Origin of the sequence: Rahnella selenatireducens (genome assembly GCF_046449555.1) — a bacterium.
Classification (GTDB): domain Bacteria; phylum Pseudomonadota; class Gammaproteobacteria; order Enterobacterales; family Enterobacteriaceae; genus Rahnella; species Rahnella selenatireducens.
The window spans coordinates 183,877-207,722 of sequence record NZ_JBKEZJ010000003.1; the positions used below are offsets into that span (position 1 = coordinate 183,877).

Annotated in this window: 20 protein-coding genes; 17 read left to right on the plus strand and 3 right to left on the minus strand. The window is 52.7% G+C overall.

All coding sequences use genetic code 11. The features are described 5' to 3' along the window. Positions 1 to 103: 103 nt before the first annotated feature. Complete coding sequence (ackA, locus tag ACLBVC_RS06695; protein ID WP_195816370.1) at positions 104 to 1,306, minus strand: acetate kinase; 1,203 nt, start codon at positions 1,304 to 1,306, stop codon at positions 104 to 106. 519 nt (positions 1,307 to 1,825) lie between these two features. Between ackA and yfbV the strand changes: the two genes are divergently transcribed. The 4 genes from yfbV to ACLBVC_RS06715 all read left to right on the plus strand — a co-directional run bounded on the left by yfbV (position 1,826) and on the right by ACLBVC_RS06715 (position 5,611). Further along, positions 1,826 to 2,281 carry a terminus macrodomain insulation protein YfbV gene (gene yfbV, locus ACLBVC_RS06700; RefSeq protein WP_410148990.1) on the plus strand — a complete coding sequence of 152 codons (456 nt, stop codon included), beginning with the start codon at positions 1,826 to 1,828 and terminating at the stop codon, positions 2,279 to 2,281. 178 nt (positions 2,282 to 2,459) lie between these two features. Continuing rightward, on the plus strand, positions 2,460 to 2,954 hold the full coding sequence (locus ACLBVC_RS06705; protein WP_165058299.1) for a YfbU family protein: 495 nt from the start codon (positions 2,460 to 2,462) through the stop codon (positions 2,952 to 2,954). A 27-nt stretch (positions 2,955 to 2,981) separates the two neighbouring features. Beyond that, positions 2,982 to 3,635 (plus strand): sugar phosphatase, encoded by a 654-nt coding sequence (locus ACLBVC_RS06710; RefSeq protein WP_410148991.1) that lies wholly within the window; start codon positions 2,982 to 2,984, stop codon positions 3,633 to 3,635. Positions 3,636 to 3,778: 143 nt separating this feature from the next. Then, positions 3,779 to 5,611: an SLC13 family permease gene (locus ACLBVC_RS06715; RefSeq protein WP_410148992.1), complete on the plus strand. Its 1,833-nt coding sequence runs from the start codon at positions 3,779 to 3,781 to the stop codon at positions 5,609 to 5,611. A 14-nt stretch (positions 5,612 to 5,625) separates the two neighbouring features. Here ACLBVC_RS06715 and yfbR read toward each other — a convergent pair whose 3' ends face one another. Continuing rightward, positions 5,626 to 6,225 (minus strand): 5'-deoxynucleotidase, encoded by a 600-nt coding sequence (yfbR, locus tag ACLBVC_RS06720; RefSeq protein ID WP_152324371.1) that lies wholly within the window; start codon positions 6,223 to 6,225, stop codon positions 5,626 to 5,628. Positions 6,226 to 6,339: 114 nt separating this feature from the next. Next, the gene (locus ACLBVC_RS06725; RefSeq protein ID WP_152324370.1) at positions 6,340 to 7,554 is read right to left on the minus strand and encodes a pyridoxal phosphate-dependent aminotransferase; all 1,215 of its coding nucleotides are present in this window, start codon (positions 7,552 to 7,554) and stop codon (positions 6,340 to 6,342) included. 986 nt (positions 7,555 to 8,540) lie between these two features. Here ACLBVC_RS06725 and lrhA point away from each other — a divergent pair. The 13 genes from lrhA to nuoM all read left to right on the plus strand — a co-directional run bounded on the left by lrhA (position 8,541) and on the right by nuoM (position 23,846). After that, complete coding sequence (gene lrhA, locus ACLBVC_RS06730) at positions 8,541 to 9,485, plus strand: transcriptional regulator LrhA (protein ID WP_410148993.1); 945 nt, start codon at positions 8,541 to 8,543, stop codon at positions 9,483 to 9,485. 700 nt (positions 9,486 to 10,185) lie between these two features. Then, positions 10,186 to 10,629, plus strand: coding sequence for an NADH-quinone oxidoreductase subunit A (locus ACLBVC_RS06735; RefSeq protein WP_104921271.1), 444 nt, complete (start codon positions 10,186 to 10,188; stop codon positions 10,627 to 10,629). 22 nt (positions 10,630 to 10,651) lie between these two features. Beyond that, complete coding sequence (locus ACLBVC_RS06740) at positions 10,652 to 11,326, plus strand: NuoB/complex I 20 kDa subunit family protein (RefSeq protein ID WP_013574590.1); 675 nt, start codon at positions 10,652 to 10,654, stop codon at positions 11,324 to 11,326. A gap of 81 nt (positions 11,327 to 11,407) precedes the next feature. Beyond that, the gene (nuoC, locus tag ACLBVC_RS06745; protein ID WP_410148994.1) at positions 11,408 to 13,207 is read left to right on the plus strand and encodes an NADH-quinone oxidoreductase subunit C/D; all 1,800 of its coding nucleotides are present in this window, start codon (positions 11,408 to 11,410) and stop codon (positions 13,205 to 13,207) included. Between the two features lie 68 nt (positions 13,208 to 13,275). After that, the gene (nuoE, locus tag ACLBVC_RS06750; RefSeq protein WP_410149152.1) at positions 13,276 to 13,746 is read left to right on the plus strand and encodes an NADH-quinone oxidoreductase subunit NuoE; all 471 of its coding nucleotides are present in this window, start codon (positions 13,276 to 13,278) and stop codon (positions 13,744 to 13,746) included. Beyond that, entirely contained in the window at positions 13,743 to 15,104 is a 1,362-nt protein-coding gene (gene nuoF / locus ACLBVC_RS06755) for an NADH-quinone oxidoreductase subunit NuoF (RefSeq protein ID WP_410148995.1), read from the plus strand. Before nuoE ends, nuoF begins: the two co-directional genes overlap by 4 nt. A gap of 144 nt (positions 15,105 to 15,248) precedes the next feature. Continuing rightward, positions 15,249 to 17,975 (plus strand): NADH-quinone oxidoreductase subunit NuoG, encoded by a 2,727-nt coding sequence (gene nuoG / locus ACLBVC_RS06760; protein ID WP_410148996.1) that lies wholly within the window; start codon positions 15,249 to 15,251, stop codon positions 17,973 to 17,975. Beyond that, positions 17,972 to 18,949 carry an NADH-quinone oxidoreductase subunit NuoH gene (gene nuoH / locus ACLBVC_RS06765; RefSeq protein WP_104921275.1) on the plus strand — a complete coding sequence of 326 codons (978 nt, stop codon included), beginning with the start codon at positions 17,972 to 17,974 and terminating at the stop codon, positions 18,947 to 18,949. The genes nuoG and nuoH overlap by 4 nt, the downstream gene beginning before the upstream one ends. A 14-nt stretch (positions 18,950 to 18,963) precedes the next feature. Next, positions 18,964 to 19,506: an NADH-quinone oxidoreductase subunit NuoI gene (nuoI, locus tag ACLBVC_RS06770; protein ID WP_120132095.1), complete on the plus strand. Its 543-nt coding sequence runs from the start codon at positions 18,964 to 18,966 to the stop codon at positions 19,504 to 19,506. Positions 19,507 to 19,518: 12 nt separating this feature from the next. Further along, complete coding sequence (gene nuoJ / locus ACLBVC_RS06775; RefSeq protein WP_410148997.1) at positions 19,519 to 20,076, plus strand: NADH-quinone oxidoreductase subunit J; 558 nt, start codon at positions 19,519 to 19,521, stop codon at positions 20,074 to 20,076. Continuing rightward, positions 20,073 to 20,375: an NADH-quinone oxidoreductase subunit NuoK gene (gene nuoK, locus ACLBVC_RS06780; RefSeq protein ID WP_004936014.1), complete on the plus strand. Its 303-nt coding sequence runs from the start codon at positions 20,073 to 20,075 to the stop codon at positions 20,373 to 20,375. Before nuoJ ends, nuoK begins: the two co-directional genes overlap by 4 nt. Further along, a complete protein-coding gene (nuoL, locus tag ACLBVC_RS06785) occupies positions 20,372 to 22,219 on the plus strand; it encodes an NADH-quinone oxidoreductase subunit L (protein ID WP_410148998.1) in 1,848 nt (615 codons plus the stop codon). Before nuoK ends, nuoL begins: the two co-directional genes overlap by 4 nt. 97 nt (positions 22,220 to 22,316) lie before the next feature. Next, positions 22,317 to 23,846 carry an NADH-quinone oxidoreductase subunit M gene (gene nuoM, locus ACLBVC_RS06790; RefSeq protein ID WP_410148999.1) on the plus strand — a complete coding sequence of 510 codons (1,530 nt, stop codon included), beginning with the start codon at positions 22,317 to 22,319 and terminating at the stop codon, positions 23,844 to 23,846.

Consider the following 23,846-nt stretch of genomic DNA (forward strand, 5'->3'; position numbering starts at 1 on the left):
AAGCGCGATGATTATCCTGCGCGGTGCGTCCAAACGGGCGGCGTTTGCCTTTGATGATAGTAGAAAAATGACTGCCAGCTTTCGCTGGCAGTTTAGGGTCGTTTTATGCGGTCAGGCGCGCGGCGTCTTGTGCAATCACCAGCTCTTCATTGGTTGGGATAACCAGAGCGGTACGGGTGCCTTCTTTGTTGATAGCACCGGATTTGCCAAAGCGTGCAGCCAGGTTGCGCTCGTGGTCAACTTCAAAGCCTAGCAGAGCCAGTTTGTCCAAAGACAGTTCGCGAACCATTGCCGCGTTTTCGCCGATACCACCGGTGAACACGATAGCGTCCAGACGGCCTTCCATCAGTGAAGTATACGCACCGATGTATTTCGCCAGACGGTGGCAGAACACGTCCATTGCACGTTTAGCGTCAGCTTTGGTGGCGTAGTTGTCTTCAACATAGCGGCAGTCGCTGGTGACTTCAGTCAGGCCCAGCAGGCCGGATTCTTTGGTCAGCATTTTGTTGATTTGATCAACGCTCATGCCCAGAGAATCATGCAGGTGGAAGATGATTGCCGGGTCGATGTCACCGCTGCGGGTCCCCATGACCAGACCTTCCAGCGGGGTCAGACCCATAGAAGTATCAACGCATTTACCGTTACGGATTGCGCTGACAGAACCGCCGTTACCCAGGTGGCAAGTGATCAGGTTCACTTCTTCCACGGGTTTGTTCAGCATTTTCGCGGCTTCCTGAGTCACATAAAAGTGGCTGGTGCCGTGTGCGCCGTAACGACGAATGTGGTGATCTTTATACAGGCTGTACGGCAGCGCGTAGAGGTAAGATTCTTCAGGCATGGTCTGATGGAACGCGGTGTCGAAAACAGCAACGTTTTTGTCAGCCAGTTTAGGGAAAGATTTCAGTGCTTCATCGATACCGATCAGGTGAGCCGGATTATGTAGCGGTGCAAACGGGATAGATTCTTTGATACCCTCGATCACCGCGTCGTTGATCAGCATAGATTTAGTCAGCTTCTCGCCGCCATGAACGATACGGTGGCCGATTGCAACCAGCTCTGCGGACAGCTCAGGTTTTTTGCTCAGAATATTGTTAACAATGAATTTCAGCGCTTCGCTGTGTGCGGCACCCGCACCTAAAGCGGCTTCTTCTTTGCCACCGTCCATTTTCCATTTAATGCGTGCTTCTGGCAGATGGAAACATTCGGCTAAACCTGAAATGTGTTCTTCACCGTTTGCTGCATCAATGATGGCAAACTTAAGGGAAGAACTACCACAGTTAAGAACCAGTACAAGCTTACTCGACATGGAAGTACCTATTTATTGTTGGTGCTGTTTAAAAAAAACAATACACGTGGTTAATAAATCGTCAGTCTGACATCAAGCGTAGCGCATAATGGCGGTGACAATTATGATTAACATCATGCCAGAGAGCCATAACAGGCATGACGATGAAAAAGCTGAAGAATCGCGGGGAACAGATTTTTTAATCTCCCGGATAACGGTGAAACGTCCGTCTTGCAGATGAAAACGTTCCTGTTATGCTTCTTCAGAATGTTGCTAATAAGTAAAAACACTAACAAAAAATACAATAACTAATTACAAAACCACCCGACGCAAGGCACTATGCTTAATGTAGGGAGAAAACATTGCAATTTCGCGTTTCCGCCCCAACTTTATATTAACCTTGTCGGCTGAGAGGTATGCAAGGCTGCGATAGAATACCGACAGGTGCCAGCAAAAACAAAATATATTTTATCGTGGTAAACTCCAGTTTGTGTTTTACAAATATTTTTTAAATTTTATACGTGAAGTTGAGGTGCATCTATGACGAGTAAGCCAACAGGCTCCGTAGGCTGGTTCCAGGTTTTCCAGCGCGGGCAGCACTACATGAAGACATGGCCGTCAGATAAGCGTCTGGCTCCGGTATTCCCTGAGAACCGGATTTCCAGTGCCACCCGATTTGCTGTACGCGTAATGCCCGCCGTGGCCGTTTTCACGCTAAGCTGGCAAATTGCCATGGGCGGACAACTGGGGCCGGCCGTGGCGACCGCTATTTTTGCCTGTAGCCTGCCGATGCAAGGGTTGTGGTGGCTTGGCCGTCGTTCCCTGACGCCGCTGCCGCCCACGCTGATGAACTGGTTCCACGATGTGCGCAATAAACTCGTCGAAGCCGGGCAGGCATTAGCCCCGATTGAAGGCACGCCGACGTATCAGTCGCTGGCCGATGTTCTCAAGCGGGCTTTCAAGCAGCTCGATAAAACCTTCTTAGACGATCTGTAATTCTGCCCGTCCCGTCATTAACATCGTTTTACGCCGCATTTTGACCGGAGGAACGTCTCCTCCGGTGATTATTTCAGATGAGATCCAGACCCAAATCAAAGAATGGTGTGCTTGCGATTTCGCAGAACTTTGCGCTATGCCATGCTTTGCTCATTATGCAGACATGAGGATTTTCACGATGGAAATGACGAACGCTCAACGCCTGATTTTGTCGAATCAATATAAAATGATGACTATGCTGGATCCCGATAACGCGGAGCGTTATCGCCGGTTACAAACGGTGATCGAACGTGGTTTTGGTTTGCAAATGCGCGAGCTGGACAGAGACTTTGGCGAATTGCCGGAAGAAACCTGCCGCACCGTAATTAACATTATGGAAATGCATCATGCTATGCAGGTTTCATGGACCAACCTGAAAGACACTCAGGATTTGGATCGCCGCCGTATTGATTTCCTCGGTTTTGATGCTGCAACAGAATCCCGCTATTTAAGCTATGTCCGCTTTATGGTGAACACCGAAGGACGTTACACTGATTTTGATGCGGGGACGCACGGCTTTAACGCGCAGACCAAAATGTGGGATAAATACCAGCGCATGTTGGCCGTCTGGCAATCTTGTCCTCGTCAGTACCATTTGAGTGCCGTCGAGATAGCGCAAATCATAAATGCCTAAATTGAGATAACTAAAGAGGAATTGCCTGTGGAGTGCAAAGGTTTCTTGTTCGACCTTGATGGAACGTTAGTGGATTCACTGCCCGCCGTAGAACGCTCCTGGATTAACTGGGCACTCAGCTGGGGGGCCAACCCGCAGGATGTTCTGGCCTTTATTCATGGCAAACAGGCAATCACTTCTTTACGTCATTTTATGGAAGGCGCAAGCGAAGAAAAGATTCAGGAAGAGTTCGATAAACTGGAAAAGATCGAAGCCACTGACACTGAAGGTGTTACAGCTCTGCCGGGCGCTCATCTTATTTTAAGCGAACTCAACCGCATGAACATTCCGTGGGCGATTGTGACCTCGGGTTCCATGCCTGTGGCCAGTGCACGTCATAAAGCCGCGAATTTGCCTGAGCCGGAAGTGTTCATCACGGCAGAACAGGTTAAACACGGCAAGCCTAAGCCGGATGCTTATCTGCTGGGAGCAGAACGTCTGGGCCTGGCGCCGGAAGATTGTGTCGTGGTGGAAGATGCCGCAGCGGGCGTAATGTCCGGTCTTGCGGCCGGTTGTAAAGTGATAGCGGTTAACGCGCCGTCTGACACACCGGGAATCGAAGATGTAGATTTCGATCTTTCCTCCCTGAAAGATTTACTGCTTCATCCTTCCGATAACGGCGTGACCGTCAGCCTTCGCTAAGCGCATAAAAAGTACAATTAACGCCTTTTAATTGATATAAACCCCGCAGCAGCGGGGTTTTTTTATGCCATCCTGATACCCGTCATACTTCAAATAGCCTCATTGAGCATATTTCCGCCATCTCAACGCAAAAGGAGTTTGTTTTGACCGGTGAATTAATCTGGGTAGTGATACTGCTTGTGATTGCCATGGTGTTGTTCGCGCGCAATACGCTGCGGATGGATATCGTGGCGTTACTTGTCATCATTGCTTTCGTGCTGAGCGGAACGCTGACCATCAATGAAGCGCTTGCCGGATTCAGCGACCCGAACGTGATTCTGATTGCTGCGCTGTTTGTTGTCGGGCAGGGGTTGGTCAGAACCGGCGTGGCTTATCAGGTGGGTGACTGGCTCATGAAGGTCGCGGGTAACAGCGAAACCCGTATGCTGGTGTTATTAATGTTGACCGTTGCCGGATTAGGCGCATTTATGAGTTCGACCGGCGTGGTGGCGATTTTCATTCCCGTCGTTATCAGCGTTTCTGCCCGAATGAAAACTTCTCCAGCCCGCCTGATGATGCCGCTGAGTTTTGCGGGGTTGATCAGCGGAATGATGACGCTTGTCGCGACGCCACCCAACATGGTCGTTAACAGCGAATTACTGCGCGAGGGTTTTGACGGTTTTGGCTTCTTTGGCGTGACGCCTGTGGGGCTGGTCGTGTTGGTAATGGGCGTGGGATATATGCTGCTCGCCCGCCGCTGGCTCTCCTCCGAAGACGCATCGCAGGACAAACAGCGCTGGAAACGCCGCACTTTTCGTGATCTTATCCGCGATTACCACCTGACCGGACGTGCGCGCCGGATGACGATTCGCCCCGGTTCTCCGTTGGTAGGACGCACGCTGGACGATTTGCACTTGCGCTCCCGTTATGGCGCAAATGTGGTGGGCATTGAGCGCTGGCGCAAGTTCCGTCGTGTCATGGTTAGCGCCACCGGTAATACCGAGCTGTTTGCACGGGATGTATTGCTGCTGGATATGGCCGATCCCGACGTTTCTGTCCGCCAGTTCTGTACCGATGAAATGCTTGAGCCGATGGTTTTACGTGGCGAATATTTTTCCGAGCAGTCGCGGGATGTCGGTATGGCGGAGGTTTCACTGATCCCCGATTCCGAACTGCTGGGTAAAACGCTGCGCGACGTGGCATTCCGCTCAACGTACGGCCTGAACGTGGTCGGCATTCGCCGGCAGGGCGAAGCGCTGGAAGGCAAACTGGTTGATGAAGTCTTACAACTGGGCGATATGTTGCTGGTGATTGGCAACTGGAAACTCATCCGCCAGTTACAACAGCAAATGCATGATTTCATTGTGCTGAATCTGCCCGCCGAAGTGGATGAAGTCGCGCCCGCACTCAGCCAGGCACCCCATGCGCTGTTTTGTCTGGCGCTGATGGTCGCGCTAATGCTTACCGACGACGTGCCAAATGCCATCGCAGCCATTATTGCCTGCATGCTGATGGGCAAGTTCCGCTGCATCACGATGGAAGGCGCGTATAAAGCCATTCACTGGCCGAGCTTGCTGCTGATCGTCGGGATGATGCCTTTCGCGCTGGCGCTGCAAAAAACCGGCGGCGTTGCGCTGATTGTAAAAGGTCTGATGGAAGTGAGCGGGGGATACGGGCCGCACATGATGCTACTGAGCTTGTTTGTGCTCTGCGCCGGTATCGGGTTATTTATTTCCAATACTGCAACGGCCGTACTGATGGCGCCGATCGCCATTGCGGCGGCGCATCAGATGGGCGTTTCGCCTTACCCGTTTACCATGATTATCGCGATTGCAGCCTCGGCGGCGTTCATGACGCCGGTTTCATCACCGGTGAATACGCTGGTGATGGTGCCCGGCAACTACAAGTTCGGCGATTTCATCCGTATCGGCGTGCCTTTTACGCTGTTGGTGATGGTCGTCAGCATTTTTCTGGTGCCGGTACTTTTCCCGTTCTGACGCGCAGAAGGCGATCAGAGCGGAGAATCGAGGCTGATTTCATCCAGTGACAGACTGAAGCTCGGGATAAAGACTTCCATGAAGTAGTCCATTTCCGGGCTTTTTCTGTCGGCCAGTGTCTTTTCCAGACGCGCTTTTGCCAGCGTAAATTCGTTATTACCCGCAGACAATTCTTCCAGGCATTTCAGGTACGCGCACAAAGCATCGGCCTGTTTTACCGTCAGTTTTTCATCTTCCGTATAGTAGTGTTCGTCAATCAGCGGACGGAAATCCTCCTGCAATTCTTTCGGCAGCATTTCGATCAGTTTTTGCTGAGCAATTTTCTCGATCTTTTTGTATTCATGGGCAATTTGCGGATTGTAATACTTGATGGGCGTCGGCATATCGCCGGTCAGCACTTCGCTGGCATCGTGATACATCGCCAGAAGGGCAACGCGTTCGGCGCTCAGATTGCCGTTAAATTTGCGGTTTTTGATCACGGCTAAGGCATGAGCCACGAAGGCGACCTGGAGGCTGTGTTCGGACACATTCTCGGTGCGGACGTTGCGCATCAGCGGCCAGCGGCTGATCAGTTTAAGGCGGGAAAGGTGGGCGAAAAAATGGCTCTGACTCATAGCACTCTCAATAACAACGGTGAATGAGAGTCCATTGTGAGCAGTGCGAAACCGTTATGCAAATGCGGAAATGCGCAGAAAGAAAAAAGGGCGCAGATGTCTGCGCCCTGATCATTACTGACGGTAGGTTTCGAGGAAACGACCGAACTTATTCACTGCCATTTCCAGTTCGTCTACGCGCGGGAGCGTCACGATACGGACGTGGTCAGGATAAGGCCAGTTAAAAGCAGAGCCCTGAACCAGCAGAACTTTTTGCTGTAACAGCAAATCGAGCACCATTTTCTGGTCATCCTGAATATTGAAACGCTTGGCATCAATACGCGGGAACATATACAGCGCGCCTTTCGGCTTCACGCAGGACACGCCAGGGATCTGGTTAATCAGTTCCCACGCGCGGTCACGCTGTTCAACCAGGCGCCCACCCGGCTGAATGAATTCGCTGATACTCTGGTAACCGCCAAGTGCTGTCTGAATGGCGTGCTGCATCGGCACGTTGGCACACAGACGCATCGAGGCCAGCATTTCCAGACCTTCTATATAGCCTTTGGCGTGTTTTTTCGGTCCGTTCAGCACCATCCAGCCCTGACGGAAACCGGCAACGCGGTAGGTTTTTGACAGACCATTGAAGGTTACGGTCAGAAGATCCGGTGCCAGTGACGCAATGGAAATGTGCTGGGCTTCGTCGTACAGGATCTTGTCGTAGATTTCGTCGGCAAAGATGATCAGGTTGTGTTCACGCGCGATCTCGACGATCTGCATCAGCAATTCCTTGCTGTACACCGCTCCGGTCGGATTGTTCGGGTTAATGATCACAATGCCACGGGTGCGAGGCGTGATTTTGTCACGAATATCAGCGATATCCGGGAACCAGTCGGCTCCTTCATCGCACAGGTAATGCACCGCGTTACCGCCGGACAGAGAAACTGCGGCGGTCCACAACGGATAATCTGGCGCTGGTACCAGCATTTCGTCGCCTGTGTTCAGCAATGCCTGCATCGACTGAACGATCAGCTCAGAAACACCGTTACCGATGTAAATGTCTTCAACCGTGATATCGCGCATGTCTCGCGCCTGATAGTGCTGCATGATCGCTTTACGTGCAGAAAACAGGCCTTTTGAATCACAGTAGCCCTGTGAAGTCGGCAAATTGCGGATTACGTCGATCAGGATTTCATCAGGCGCGTCGAAACCGAACGGGGCAGGGTTGCCGATGTTCAGTTTGAGGACTTTGTTGCCTTCTTCTTCAAGACGTTTTGCTTCTTTAAGCACCGGGCCGCGAATGTCATAACAGACGTTGTCCAGTTTGTGGGATTTTTCAATCGGGGACATGTAAATAGGAGCCTTTTGCAGTAAAGCCTGTTCTTCCCTGGCGCCAGGCGACCGTAGAACAGTGCGAGGGAGTCAATTTACTACCCCGGAGCGGGTGTGAGAAGGGCTACGCACCGTTTTGGTGAAAAACAGCATTAATGCGGCCGGAGGTGGTTCTTTCCCATGGCTTACAGGACAGTAAATGGTTTTTAATTCTTGTAAATGTCATTTGTGTGATTTTTTATTTTGCAAATGGTGGTTTTATAACCGGTAATTTCACTGTTATTGCTGTACTACGATTGCCTTTTCGGCTTAGCGACTGTGTTCTTTTTGGGCAGAACATCATGAAAACTTACCAAAGCTCGACAAATTCTGAAAAAAAATTGTGTGCGGATGATTAACAAGGGAAAAAGTCTGATGAGAATTAGTTTTATTTAACTAATGATTAATAGTGAGTGCTGGATGAATGATCATGTCGGGGCAATATCTGAAACCTATTCTTTTTTGAATAAGTGAATGCTTTACTGGCATATATATAATAAAAATCGCTATAAACAAAATTTGATGAAACAAGAAAAATCTTAATGATCCATTAACTAATGACCAGTGGTATTAAATGGTTATTCGTTTGAGCCAATGAATTTAATGGGTTATATTTTCATACCTTACTTTTATTAGTTAATTTAGCTTATGTTTTTTCTCGGGCAGATTGCCGATTGTCAGGGTTTTGTCAGCAGCAGGCCGGTATGTAAGGCATGTGGAAGGGTTTTACGGAACGGACTATATTAATTAAGACGCTCTAATCATTCCTGCCTTGTGCGGAATTACAGTGCGTGCTTTTAATGGTTCGATGCTCACTAAGTGGAAAACTTTCGTGCACAAATATTTCTCAATTTCACTTATCAAATGAGTGAGTATCGGCCATATCTGGTATTCTGCTTTTTGCGGGTACTTTGACGCACCATCAGGGTAGCTTGTTATTAGATTCTATAAAGTGAAGAAAAACTATGACAATTGCAAATCGTCCAATCCTCAATCTCGACCTTGACCTGTTGAGGACATTTGTAGCTGTTGCCGATTTAAATACGTTCGCTGCGGCTGCTGCTGCCGTGTGTCGTACTCAGTCGGCGGTTAGCCAACAGATGCAACGTCTAGAACAACTCGTTGGAAAAGAACTGTTTGCCAGACATGGACGCAATAAATTATTAACTGAACACGGTATTCAGTTATTGGGGTATGCACGTAAAATTCTTCGTTTCAACGACGAAGCGTGCACCTCCTTGATGTACAGCAATGTTCAGGGCGGGATAACGATTGGTGCGTCAGATGATACTGCTGACACCATCTTACCTTTCCTGCTCAGCCGCGTGACCTCGGTCTATCCGAAGTTGTCTATTGATGTGCGCGTGAAACGCAGCCCGTTTATGCTGTCAATGCTGGAAAGTGAGGAAGTCGATTTGGCCATCACCACGATGACCACTACCGATCATCCGCATATTGTCCTGCGTACATCGCCAACATTATGGTATTGCTCGGCTGATTTCGCCTATCCGTCAGGGGACAGTGTGCCGCTGGTGGTTCTTGATGAACCCAGCCCGTATCGTATGATGGCGATAGATCATCTTAATCAGGCTGGAATCCCATGGCGTATTGCTTACGTCGCGTCAACATTGTCTGCAATCCGTGCCGCCGTTCGTGCCGGATTAGGCGTGACCGCTCGGCCCATTGAAATGATGAGCCCGGAACTGCGCGTTTTGGGTGAGCAGGATGGTCTGCCACGATTGCCGGACACTCAGTACGTGCTGTACAAAAACGCCCGTTGTGAAAATGAACTGGCGATGGCGATTTTCAATGCCGTTGAACAAGGCAATGATCCGTACTCTCTCAGTGCCTATGGTCCGCGTCCCGTTGTGGATGACGATCATGAGTTCCTGGCAGACTCTCAAAGTTAAAAATAACCCCGCTTTACCTTCCGCCTCCGTCCAACGGGGCGGGGGTAAAGGTTTCTACCTCTTTAGAGGTGGTAAAGTTGTGTTTTTAGCGGTTTACTTTACTAACTCCCTCCAAATACGAATTTTTCTGCATTAGCCTTTTTACTTTCCCGCTACGACTGTCATTCCCGTTCACTATCACGACACTAAATGACGCAAAAACCTGAATTTTCCAGGTTAAAAAAATGCATCAAATTTTTCCGCAAATCGCTTGTCGTTTTTTGAAAATCAACAAAACTTGTTAAATGTGTGGCCTTTTTTCTCTCAAAATTGACAGAACTCTGACATGGATCAAAAAAATACCCCTATTAAGAGAGTGGAAGAGCCGGATATTCCTGCGACAATAGGAAAGCCCGAAAGATGTAATAACTCCCATCCCAGGCTCATGCTTTATCACGGTATTTAACTGACACGATTTAGCTTAAGTACCGTCGCATGATATGTTAATTAAATGCTAAGCATGTAAACTAATGTGGAGATACTTTTGTCAAAGTTGACAAAAGGTTATAGAAAAGGGTAAAAAGCCCACAACAAATCACTGGCTTAATGCCTTGTTGAGCCGTGAACTGTGTGGTTATTAATCCTTCCCTTGAATCGATGTGGTACGCAAACTGCCGACCCTAAGAGCAGATGCCAAAGTGCCACTTTTGATGAGTAAGCAATGAGTATGTCAACAGCCACTGAAGTCATCGCTCAACATTGGGCGTTCGCCGTTTTTCTTATCGTTGCCGTTGGGCTGTGCTGCCTGATGTTACTGGGCGCCGCGTTTCTTGGCGGGAGAGCCAGAGCACGCTACAAAAACACGCCTTTTGAATCAGGTATCGCCTCGGTGGGCACTGCCCGTCTGCGCCTTTCCGCAAAGTTCTATCTGGTCGCAATGTTTTTCGTCATTTTCGACGTTGAAGCCCTGTATCTCTACGCATGGTCAACGTCAATCCGCGAAAGCGGCTGGACGGGATTCGTTGAAGCCACCATTTTCATTTTGGTACTGCTGGCCGGTTTGTTCTATCTGGTGCGAATTGGCGCGCTCGACTGGACCCCAACTCGTTCGAAAGGACCTGTGAAACCAAGCCCGGCAATTAATACCAACAATCACCCTCAGTAAGTAGTCATAGCGAGGCATTAAGATGGACTATACGCTCACCCGCATAGACCCGGACGGTGAGAACGACCGTTACCCTCTGCAGTCTCAGGAGGTCGTCGGCGATCCTCTTCAGGAGCAGGTTAAGCGCAGCGTTTTCATGGGGAATCTCCAGGAATCATTGCACGGCATGGTGAACTGGGGCCGTAAAAACTCCCTCTGGCCCTACAACTTCGGCCTTTCCTGCTGTTACGTTGAAATGGTGACGTCATTCACTGCGGTGCATGACGTTGCGCGTTTTGGCGCAGAAGTACTGCGTGCATCTCCCCGTCAGGCGGACTTCATGGTGGTTGCAGGTACCTGCTTCACCAAAATGGCTCCGGTTATTCAGCGTCTTTACGACCAGATGCTGGAACCAAAATGGGTGATTTCGATGGGCGCCTGTGCGAATTCCGGCGGCATGTACGATATTTATTCTGTGGTACAGGGTGTGGATAAATTCTTGCCTGTCGACGTGTATATCCCGGGGTGCCCGCCGCGTCCGGAAGCGTACATGCAGGCATTACTGCTGCTGCAGGAATCTATCGGTAAAGAACGTCGCCCATTGTCATGGGTTGTCGGCGACCAGGGTGTTTACCGCGCGAATATGCAGTCTGAAAAAGAGCGTAAACGTGCTGAGCGTATTGCCGTGACAAATCTGCGTTCGCCGGACGAGATTTAACACTGCGGTCTGAGAGTCAACCCTGAGGGGTGAGGTGTCCCCCTTACGGCATAAATGACCATTTAGTGTGGTGAAAAAAATATGACAGATTTGACGACGCAAGATTCAGCCCTGCCAGCATGGCATACCCGTGATCATCTCGATGATCCGGTGATCGGCGAATTGCGTAACCGTTTTGGGCCAGAGGCCTTTACTGTTCAGGCAACCCGTACCGGAATTCCCGTGGTATGGTTCAAGCGCGAACAGGTACTGGAAGCGATTACTTTTTTACGAAAACAGCCAAAACCTTATGTCATGCTTTTCGATTTGCATGGCTTTGATGAGCGTTTACGTACTCACCGCGACGGTTTACCGGCTGCGGATTTTTCCGTTTTCTACCACCTGATCTCTGTCGAGCGTAACCGCGACATCATGATCAAAGTGGCGTTGTCAGAAAACGATCTCCATGTTCCGACCGTCACCAAGGTGTTCCCGAATGCCAACTGGTACGAGCGTGAAACCTGGGAAATGTTCGGTATTACCTTCGATGGCCACCCGCATCTGACGCGCATCATGATGCCGCAGACGTGGGAAGGTCACCCGCTGCGTAAAGATTATCCGGCGCGCGCCACCGAGTTCGACCCTTATGAGCTGACCCGGCAAAAAGAAGAACTCGAGATGGAATCGCTGACCTTCAAGCCGGAAGACTGGGGCATGAAGCGCGGGACCGAGAATGAGGACTTCATGTTCCTTAACCTCGGGCCGAACCACCCATCTGCGCACGGTGCGTTCCGTATCGTATTGCAGCTTGATGGCGAAGAAATTGTCGACTGCGTTCCGGACGTTGGTTACCACCACCGTGGTGCTGAGAAGATGGGCGAACGCCAGTCCTGGCACAGCTACATCCCGTATACCGACCGTATCGAATATCTTGGCGGCTGTGTTAACGAAATGCCTTACGTTCTGGCGGTTGAAAAACTGGCCGGTATCGTCACGCCTGATCGCGTTAATACCATCCGCGTGATGCTGTCTGAACTGTTCCGCATCAACAGCCATCTGCTGTACATCTCTACGTTTATTCAGGACGTGGGCGCGATGACGCCGGTGTTCTTCGCCTTTACCGACCGTCAGAAAATCTACGATCTGGTGGAAGCGATCACCGGTTTCCGTATGCACCCGGCCTGGTTCCGTATTGGTGGCGTTGCACATGACCTGCCGAAAGGCTGGGATCGTCTGCTGCGTGAGTTCCTTGACTGGATGCCAGCACGTCTGGATTCCTACGTCAAAGCGGCACTGAAAAACACCATTCTGATTGGCCGTTCCAAAGGCGTTGCGGCGTATAACGCTGACGACGCTCTGGCCTGGGGCACCACCGGTGCTGGCCTGCGCGCAACGGGTATTCCGTTCGACGTGCGTAAATGGCGTCCATACTCTGGCTACGAAAACTTCGATTTTGAAATCCCGACCGGCGATGGCGTCAGTGACTGCTATTCCCGCGTGATGCTGAAAGTGGAAGAGCTTCGTCAGAGTCTGCGCATTCTGGAGCAGTGCTACAAAAACATGCCGGAAGGCCCGTTCAAGGCGGATCACCCGCTGACCACGCCGCCACCGAAAGAGCGCACGCTGCAACATATCGAAACCCTGATCACGCACTTCCTGCAAGTGTCGTGGGGTCCGGTCATGCCTGCGCAAGAATCTTTCCAGATGGTTGAAGCAACCAAAGGGATCAACAGCTACTACCTGACAAGTGACGGCAGCACCATGAGCTACCGCACGCGCGTCCGTACGCCGAGCTTCCCGCATTTGCAGCAGATCCCGTCCGTAATCCGTGGCAGCCTGGTATCCGACCTGATCGTGTATCTGGGCAGTATCGATTTTGTAATGTCAGATGTGGACCGCTAACGATGACAGATATCAATAAAGACTCAGAAGTTCAGTACATCAACATCAGCGAGCCTGTTGCGCCGCCGATGTTCGTGCTGAGCGATGCTGAACGTGAAGCGATTGAACACGAAAAACATCACTACGAAGATGCCCGCGCGGCCTCTATCGAAGCGTTGAAAATCGTGCAGAAAGCGCGTGGTTGGGTGCCAGACGGTGCTATCTACGCGATCTCCGATGTTCTGGGCATTCCCGCCAGCGACGTTGAAGGTGTGGCGACATTCTACAGCCAGATCTTCCGCCAGCCGGTGGGCCGCCATGTGATCCGTTACTGTGACAGCGTGGTGTGCCACATCACCGGTTATCAGGGGATCCAGGCTGCTCTTGAACAACAGTTGCACATCAAGCCGGGCGAAACGACCGAAGACGGACGCTTCACCCTGCTGCCGACCTGCTGCCTCGGTAACTGTGACAAAGGCCCATCAATGATGATTGATGAGGACACGCACAGCCACCTGACGCCAGAAGCGATCGGCCAGCTACTGGAGCGCTACGCATGACCTATACACCCCGACATATCGAACGCACGCCGGAGATGCATCCGCTGACCTGGCGTATGCGCGATGACAAACAGCCTGTCTGGATTGACGAATACCGTAGCAAAAACGGTTACGTCGGTGCAGAAAAAGCGCTGAAAGGCATGGCGCAGGAAGAAATCGTCAATCTGGTGAAAGACGCCGGCCTGAAAGGCCGCGGCGGTGCAGGTTTCTCCACGGGTCTGAAGTGGAGCCTGATGCCGAAAGACGAAAGCATGAACATCCGCTATCTGCTGTGCAACGCCGATGAGATGGAACCGGGTACTTACAAAGACCGCATGCTGATGGAGCAAATGCCGCACCTTCTGGTGGAAGGCATGTTGATCTCCGCGTTCGCGCTGAAATCTTACCGTGGCTACATCTTCCTGCGTGGTGAATACATCGAAGCCGCCGTGAACCTGCGTCGTGCGATCGAAGAAGCCACAGCGGCGGGGCTGCTGGGTAAAAACATCCTCGGCACCGGTTTTGATTTCGAACTGATTGTTCACACCGGTGCAGGTCGCTACATCTGTGGTGAAGAAACCGCGCTGATTAACTCGCTGGAAGGCCGCCGCGCCAACCCGCGTTCCAAACCACCGTTCCCGGCCTCTGCCGGTGCCTGGGGTAAACCGACCTGTGTCAACAACGTCGAAACCCTGTGTAACGTGCCTGCCATTCTTGAGCACGGCGTGGACTGGTACAAAGGTATTTCTGCGGGCAAAAGTGAAGATGCCGGGACCAAACTGATGGGCTTCTCTGGCCGGGTAAAAAATCCGGGCGTATGGGAACTGCCGTTTGGTACGACGGCGCGTGAAATCCTCGAAGAGTATGCCGGTGGTATGCGCGATGGTCTGACTTTCAAAGCCTGGCAACCGGGCGGGGCAGGGACTGACTTCCTGACCGCTGACCATCTCGACATGCCGATGGATTTTGCCAGTATTGGCAAAGCCGGAAGCCGTTTGGGTACGGCGCTGGCAATGGCGGTGGATAACGAAATCGGCATGGTCCCGCTGGTGCGTAACCTCGAAGAGTTCTTCGCCCGTGAATCCTGTGGCTGGTGTACACCGTGCCGCGACGGTTTGCCGTGGAGTGTGAAAATTCTGCGCGCGCTGGAACGTGGCGAAGGCCAGCCAGGGGATATCGAAACCCTCGAGCAGCTTTGCCGCCAGCTGGGTCCGGGCAAAACCTTCTGCGCACATGCGCCGGGTGCCGTGGAGCCATTGCAGAGTGCGATTAAATATTTCCGGGAAGAGTTCGAGGCGGGTATCGCCAAACAGCATTACAACAATGCGCGGGCGATTGGCGGTATTCAGCCAAACAACCTGCTCAAACAACGCTGGTAGTGAAGGCAACAGACGGCGGACGTGAGCCCGCTGTGCGCGAATTCCCGGAACAAGGGACGCGCTGCCAACAGGACAGACGCCAACCCGGCAAGAATTTTTGATTAACGCCCGCCGTCAGGTGGGCCACGTGGAAGCATGCTGACTATGGCTACGATTCATGTAGACGGCAAAGAATACGATGTAGACGGAGCGGACAACCTGTTACAGGCTTGCCTCTCTCTCGGCCTCGATATTCCTTATTTTTGCTGGCATCCGGCGCTGGGAAGCGTCGGCGCTTGCCGCCAATGTGCGGTTAAGCAATACCAAAATGCGGAAGACACGCGCGGTCGTCTGGTGATGTCATGTATGACACCAGCGTCTGATGGCACCTTCATTTCCATCGACGACGGAGAAGCGAAAGAATTCCGTGAAAGCGTCGTGGAATGGCTGATGACCAACCACCCACACGACTGTCCGGTGTGTGAGGAAGGCGGTAACTGTCACCTTCAGGATATGACGGTGATGACCGGCCACAGTATGCGCCGCTACCGCTTTACCAAACGTACCCATAACAACCAGGATCTCGGGCCGTTCATCTCGCATGAAATGAACCGCTGTATCGCCTGCTACCGTTGTGTCCGTTACTACAAGGATTACGCGGACGGCACCGATCTGGGTGTCTATGGCGCGCACGACAACGTCTATTTCGGTCGCCCGGAAGATGGCCCGCTGGAAAGCGAGTTCTCCGGTAACCTGGTAGAAGTCTGTCCGACAGGCGTGTTCACCGATAAAACGCACTCCGAACGTTACAACCGTAAATGGGACATGCAGTTTGCGCCAAGCATCTGCCAGCAATGTTCTGTTGGCTGTAACACCAGCCCGGGTGAGCGTTATGGCGAACTGCGTCGTATCGAGAACCGTTATAACGGAACCGTAAACCACTACTTCCTGTGTGACCGTGGTCGTTTCGGTTACGGCTACGTGAACCTGAAAGATCGTCCGAAGAAACCACTGCAATTGCGTGGCAACGACTGGATCGAACTGAACGCCGAACAGGCGATGCAGGGCGCGGCGGATATCATCCGTCAGGCGAAGAAAACCATCGGTATCGGTTCTCCGCGTGCCAGCCTGGAAAGCAACTTTGCGCTGCGTGAACTGGTCGGGGCAGAAAACTTCTACACCGGCATTAACGCGGCAGAACAAGGGCGTCTGCAACTGATGCTCAATGTTCTGCGCAACAGCGGCGTTCACACGCCAGCGCTGCGTGAAATCGAAGAATATGATGCGGTTCTGGTGCTGGGCGAAGATTTGACCCAGACCGGCGCACGTATCGCGCTGTCTGTCCGTCAGGCGGTGAAAGGTAAAGCGCGCGCGATGGCAGCGGCACAACGTGTTGCCGACTGGCAAATCGCGGCGGTGCAAAACATTGGCCAGCACGCCAAGCATCCGTTGTTCATCACCAACGTGGACAACACCAAGCTCGATGATATCGCGGCTTACAATTACCGCGCGCCGGTCGATGAACAAGCCCGTTTCGGCTTTGCCATCGCTCATGCGCTGGATAATTCAGCCCCGGCGGTCAGTGATCTGGCTGAAGGTCTGAACAAGAAAATCGACGTGATCGTGCAGGCGCTGACCGGTGCCCGCAAACCACTGATCATCACCGGTTCTAACGCCGGTTCTGATGCGATTATCGAAGCAGCCGCTAACATCGCGAAAGCACTGAAAGTCGCGGGCAGCAATGTCGGCATCACTTTCGTGGCTTCTGCGGCTAACAGCATCGGTTTGTCGATGATTGGCGGCGGCACGCTGGATGACGCACTTGAGCTTCTGACCCGTGGTGACGCTGACAGCGCCATCGTGATGGAGAATGATCTTTACCGTCAGGCTCCGGCAGCGAGCGTGGACGCGGCATTAGCGAAAGTGCAGAACCTGCTGGTCGTTGACCATCAGCGCACCCGAATCATGGATAAAGCCAGCCTGATCCTGCCTGCGGCAAGTTTTGCCGAAAGCGACGGTACGCTGGTGAATCAGGAAGGCCGCGCACAGCGCTTCTTCCAGGTTTATGATCCGGCTTACTACGACACCACCGTTTCCATGCTGGAAAGCTGGCGCTGGATGCACTCGCTGCATTCCACCATCAACAGCCGTCATGTGGACTGGACTCAGCTTGATCACGTTATCGACGCCTGCGTTGAAGCCCTTCCACAGCTGAAAGGCATGGTGGACGCCGCGCCAAACGCCAGCTTCCGTATTCGTGGTCAGAAACTGGCACGTTCTCCGCACCGTTCAAGTGGCCGTACCGCAATGCGCGCCAACATCAGCGTGCACGAACCGCGTCAGCCGCAGGATAAAGACACCATGTTTGCCTTCTCGATGGAAGGGAACAACAGCCCGACAGCCAACCGCAATCAGGTGCCATTCGCCTGGGCACCAGGCTGGAACTCACCGCAGGCCTGGAACAAATTCCAGAGCGAAGTGGGCGGCAGTCTGCGTCACGGTGATCCGGGTGTGCGTCTGATTGAAGCAGGGGAGGGTAACCTTGACTACTTCACCGGTATTCCGGCAGCCTTTACGGCACAGAGCGATAACTGGCGTGTTGCGCCTTACTATCACCTGTTCGGCAGTGAAGAAATGACTCAGCGTTCTGCGGTTATTCAGCAGCGCATGCCACAACCTTATGTGATGGTTAACCCGGCCGATGCCGCTCTGTTAGGCGTGAATGCCGGTTCTCAGGTGGAATTCACCTGCGCCGGTCAGCAGCTCAAATTGCCGGTGCGCCTGAGTGAAACCCTCAATCCGGGCCAGCTTGGCCTGCCGCTGGGCTTGCCGGGTATTCCACCGGTGCTGCTGGGCGCAACGGTTGAAAATCTGCGGGAGGCAGCACAATGAGTTGGTTTACACCTGTTGTGATCGATTCGTTGATCGCTATCCTGAAAGCCATTGTGATCCTGCTGGTCGTCGTGACCTGCGGGGCCTTCATGAGTTTCGGCGAGCGTCGCTTGCTGGGCCTGTTCCAGAACCGATACGGGCCAAACCGTGTCGGCTGGGGCGGTTCCCTGCAACTCGTTGCCGACATGATCAAGATGTTCTTCAAGGAAGACTGGGTTCCTAAATTCACCGACAAAGCCATCTTTACGCTGGCGCCGATGATTGCCTTTACGTCCCTGTTGATCTCCTTTGCGATCGTGCCGGTCAGCCCGACCTGGTTCGCCGCAGACCTGAACATCGGTATCTTGTTCTTCCTGATGATGGCCGGTCTGACTGTCTATGCGGTGTTGTTTGCTGGCTGGTCCAGTAACAACAAATACTCGCTGCTGGGTGCGATGCGTGCATCTGCTCAGACGCTGAGCTACGAAGTGTTCCTCGGGTTATCGCTGATGGGCGTTGTGGCACAGGCGGGTTCATTTAACCTGCAAGACATCGTGAATTCGCAGGCGCACCTCTGGAATATCATTCCGCAGTTCTTTGGTTTCGTGACCTTTGCGATTGCTGGCGTGGCTGTGTGTCACCGTCACCCGTTTGACCAGCCGGAAGCCGAGCAGGAACTGGCCGATGGTTACCACATTGAATATTCCGGTATGAAATTCGGTCTGTTCTTCGTGGGGGAATACATCGGGATCGTGACTGTCTCTGCGCTGATCGTCACCCTGTTCTTCGGTGGCTGGCAGGGACCGTTCCTGTATCCGGTTATCTGGTTTGCATTGAAAACAGCGTTCTTCATGGTGATGTTCATTTTGATCCGTGCTGCTTTACCGCGTCCCCGCTACGACCAGGTAATGTCATTTGGCTGGAAAGTTTGTCTGCCATTGACCTTGCTTAATCTGCTGGCGACCGCTGCGGTCATCTTGTACAACGCGCAATAAGGGGTGATGAAACCATGACATTGAAAGACATAGTGGTCGGGTTCGGTACCCAGGTTCGCAGCTTGTGGATGATAGGCTTACACGCCTTCGCCAAGCGCGAAACCCAGATGTACCCTGAAGTTCCGGTCAATCCACCTCCGCGTTACCGTGGCCGTATCGTGTTGACGCGCGACCCGGACGGCGAAGAGCGCTGCGTTGCCTGTAACCTGTGTGCGGTAGCCTGTCCGGTAGGCTGTATCTCTCTGCAAAAAGCAGAAATGAAAGATGGCCGCTGGTACCCGGAATTCTTCCGTATCAACTTCTCCCGCTGCATCTTTTGTGGCCTGTGCGAAGAAGCGTGCCCGACAACAGCCATCCAGCTGACGCCGGACTTCGAAATGGGTGAATTCAAGCGCCAGGATCTGGTGTATGAAAAAGAAGATCTGCTGATTTCAGGGCCGGGTAAATATCCGGAATATAACTTCTACCGGATGTCCGGTATGGCCGTTGACGGTAAACCGAAAGGCGAAGCTGAAAATGAAGCCAAACCGATCAACGTCAAAGGTCTGTTGCCTTAAGGAGCCGCAAGCATGGAATTTGCATTTTATATTGCAGCCCTGGTGGCCGTGTTGGCGACATTGCGTGTTATCACGCACACCAATCCGGTGCATGCATTGCTGTATCTGATCGTCTCTTTGCTGGCGATTGCTGCGGTTTTCTTCTCGCTCGGTGCTTACTTTGCCGGTGCTCTGGAGATCATCGTTTATGCCGGGGCCATCATGGTCTTGTTCGTGTTCGTCGTGATGATGCTGAACCTTGGCAACGTCGAGGAACAGGAACGCGCGTGGCTGAAACCCGCGACCTGGATCGGGCCTTCAATTTTGTCGGTCATCCTTCTGGTTGTCATGATCATGTCGATTCTCGGATTGCATGAACACGGCATCAAAGGTGACATGATTGACGCGAAAGCCGTCGGTATCGCTCTGTTCGGGCCTTACGTTCTGGCGGTTGAACTGGCGTCCATGTTGCTGCTGGCCGGTCTGGTGGTAGCGTTCCATATTGGTCGTGAACATAAACCGGGCGAAGTTTTTGGTGACGCACCGGTTACGACAGAAATGGCAAAAAGAAAAACGGAGGAGAGAGCATGATCCCTCTACAACATGGCCTGATTCTGGCTGCAATCCTCTTTGTTCTCGGGCTGACCGGCCTGCTGGTTCGCCGTAATCTGCTGTTTATGCTGATCAGTCTGGAAGTGATGATCAACGCGGCAGCGCTGGCGTTTATCGTGGCGGGAAGCTACTGGGGTCAGGCGGACGGGCAGGTGATGTACATTCTGGCCATCAGTCTGGCAGCGGCGGAGGCCAGTATTGGTCTGGCGTTGCTGCTGCAACTGTATCGCCGTCGCCATACCCTGAATATTGATACTGTCAGTGAGATGCGCGGATGAACTTACTCTATTTAACAATTCTGTTCCCGCTGATTGGCTTCATTTTGCTGGCCTTCTCACGCGGTCGCTGGTCTGAAAATACGTCAGCTACAGTGGGCGTCGGTTCCATTGGTCTGGCTGCACTGACCACTGTTTATGTGGGCATCAACTTCCTCAGCCAGAAAGCGGCGGGCGTTGAAATCTTCAACCAGACACTGTGGAACTGGATGCAGGTCGGAAACTTCAACATTTCCGCGACGCTTACCCTCGACGGTTTGTCGATGACCATGTTGTCCGTGGTCACCGGTGTCGGTTTCTTCATCCACATGTTCGCGTCCTGGTACATGCGCGGTGAAGAAGGCTACTCACGCTTCTTCGCGTACACCAACCTGTTTATCGCCAGCATGGTGATTCTGGTACTGGCAGACAACCTGTTGCTGATGTACCTCGGTTGGGAAGGCGTCGGCCTGTGCAGTTACCTGTTGATCGGTTTCTACTACTCCAACCCGGCTAACGGCGCAGCGGCGATGAAAGCGTTCATCGTGACCCGCGTCGGTGACGTGTTCCTGGCTTTCGCACTGTTCATCCTTTACCGCGAACTGGGTACGCTGAACTTCCGTGAACTGATGGTGCTGGCACCGCAGAAACTGGCGGTTGGCGACACGGCAATCACCTGGGCAACCCTGATGTTACTGGGTGGCGCAGTGGGTAAATCTGCGCAGCTTCCGTTGCAGACCTGGCTGGCAGACGCCATGGCCGGTCCGACACCGGTTTCCGCGCTGATCCACGCCGCGACGATGGTAACCGCCGGTGTTTATCTGATTGCACGTACTCACGGCCTGTTCCTGATGGCGCCTGAGATTCTGCATCTGGTCGGCATTATTGGTGCGGTGACGTTGGTGCTTGCTGGTTTTGCGGCGCTGGTGCAAACCGATATCAAACGTGTCCTTGCTTACTCGACCATGAGCCAGATTGGTTATATGTTCCTGGCGCTGGGCGTTCAGGCGTGGGATGCCGCCATCTTCCACCTGATGACGCACGCATTTTTCAAAGCCTTACTGTTCCTTTCTTCCGGTTCGGTCATTCTGGCCTGCCACCACGAACAGAACATCTTCAAGATGGGGGGATTACGTAAATCCATTCCGCTTGTTTATATCTGCTTCCTGGTCGGTGGCGCAGCACTTTCCGCCTTACCTATCATCACAGCGGGCTTCTTCAGTAAAGACGAAATCCTCGCGGGTGCGCTGGCTAACGGCCATCTGAACCTGATGGTTGCCGGTCTGGTTGGGGCGTTTATGACCTCGCTGTACACCTTCCGCATGATCTTCATCGTGTTCCACGGTGAAGAGAAAATCAAAGCGCATGCGGGTAAAGGCATCACTCATCACCTGCCGCTGCTGGTGTTACTGGTTCTGTCCACCTTTATTGGCGCGATGATTGTTCCGCCACTGAAAGGTGTTCTGCCAGAAACCACTGAGCTGGCGCATGGCAGCGTGCTGACTCTGGAAATCACCTCTGGCGTGATTGCGATTGCCGGTATCCTGCTGGCGGCTGCCTTGTATCTGGGTAAACGCTCACTGGTTAACAGCATCGCGAAAAGCGCACCGGGACGGTTCTTCACGACCTGGTGGTTCCATGCCTGGGGCTTCGACTGGCTGTACGACATGATTTTCGTCAAACCGTATCTGCTGGTGGCGAAACTTCTGCAACGTGACCCGCTGAACTCAATGATGAATCTGCCTGCGATCTTTGCCCGTCTGGGGAACCGTGGTCTGACATTGAGTGAAAATGGTCAGGTGCGTTGGTATGTCGCGTCAATGGGGCTTGGTGCAGTGGTTGTTCTGGCGCTGCTGCTGGTGATTTAAGCCTGCATCACGGGTGTAACTATCAATGCCGGTCTGTTGGTGTAACGGGTCGGCAAGTGAAATAGCCTTCGGGCATAAAAGAAGGGAACGACACGCCATGCTATTACCTTGGCTAATATTTATCCCCTTTATCGGCGGGCTGCTGTGCTGGCAGACTGAGCGCTTTGGGAGCAAAGTACCGCGCTGGATCGCGTTAATTGCGATGGGGCTGACGCTGGCTCTTTCCGTGCAATTGTGGTTGCAGGGAGGATATTCATTAACGACGCCTGCGGGTATTCCACAGTGGCAGTCCGAGTTTTCGGTGCCGTGGATCCCACGCTTTGGCATCAGCTTCCATCTGGCGCTGGACGGTTTGTCCCTGCTGATGGTGGTGCTGACCGGCCTGCTGGGCGTGCTGGCGATACTCTGTTCTTGGCGTGAAATCCAGAAATATCAGGGCTTCTTCCACCTGAACCTGCTGTGGATCCTCGGCGGCGTTATCGGCGTGTTCCTTGCCATCGACATGTTCCTGTTCTTCTTCTTCTGGGAAATGATGCTGGTGCCGATGTACTTCCTGATTGCCTTGTGGGGCCACAAAGCGTCAGACGGTAAAACGCGTATCAGCGCAGCAACCAAATTCTTCATCTATACGCAGTCCAGCGGTCTGGTGATGTTGATTGCCATCCTCGGACTGGTGTTTGTGCACTACAACGCCACCGGCGTGTGGACATTCAACTATGCCGATCTGTTGAAAACGCCGATGTCGCATAACGTTGAATATCTGCTGATGCTGGGCTTCTTCATCGCCTTCGCGGTGAAAATGCCGGTTGTGCCATTGCACGGCTGGTTGCCAGATGCTCACAGCCAGGCACCTACCGCCGGTTCCGTTGACTTAGCGGGTATCTTGCTGAAAACTGCGGCCTACGGGATGTTACGTTTTTGTCTGCCACTGTTCCCGGAAGCCTCTCATCAGTTCGCGCCGATTGCCATGTGGCTCGGTGTGATTGGTATCTTCTACGGTGCGTGGATGGCGTTCTGCCAGACCGACATCAAACGTCTGATTGCTTACACCTCGGTTTCGCACATGGGCTTCGTGCTGATTGCGATTTACACCGGCAGCCAGCTGGCGTATCAGGGCGCAGTGATTCAGATGATTGCACATGGTCTGTCCGCCGCCGGTATGTTCATCATCTGTGGTCAACTGTACGAACGTCTGCATACCCGCGATATGCGCCAGATGGGCGGATTGTGGGGACGCATTAAATACCTGCCAGCGTTGTCGCTGTTCTTTGCCGTGGCGACCTTAGGGATGCCGGGTACCGGTAACTTTGTGGGTGAATTCATGATCTTGTTTGGCAGCTTCCCGGTTGTTCCGGTAATCACTGTCATCTCGACCTTCGGCCTGGTGTTCGCTTCGGTGTACTCCCTGGTGATGATGCAGCGCGCTTATTACGGCAAAGCAAAATCTGATGAGCCGCTGCAAGGCATGACCTCACGCGAACTGTCGATCATCCTGTTGCTGGTGGTATTACTGGTGGCGCTGGGCCTGTTCCCGCAGCCAATTCTGGATACTTCGGGTGCAGCGATGAGCAACATTCAGCACTGGTTCGGGTCTTCAGTTTCCACTATTTCAACGACAAGGCCGTAA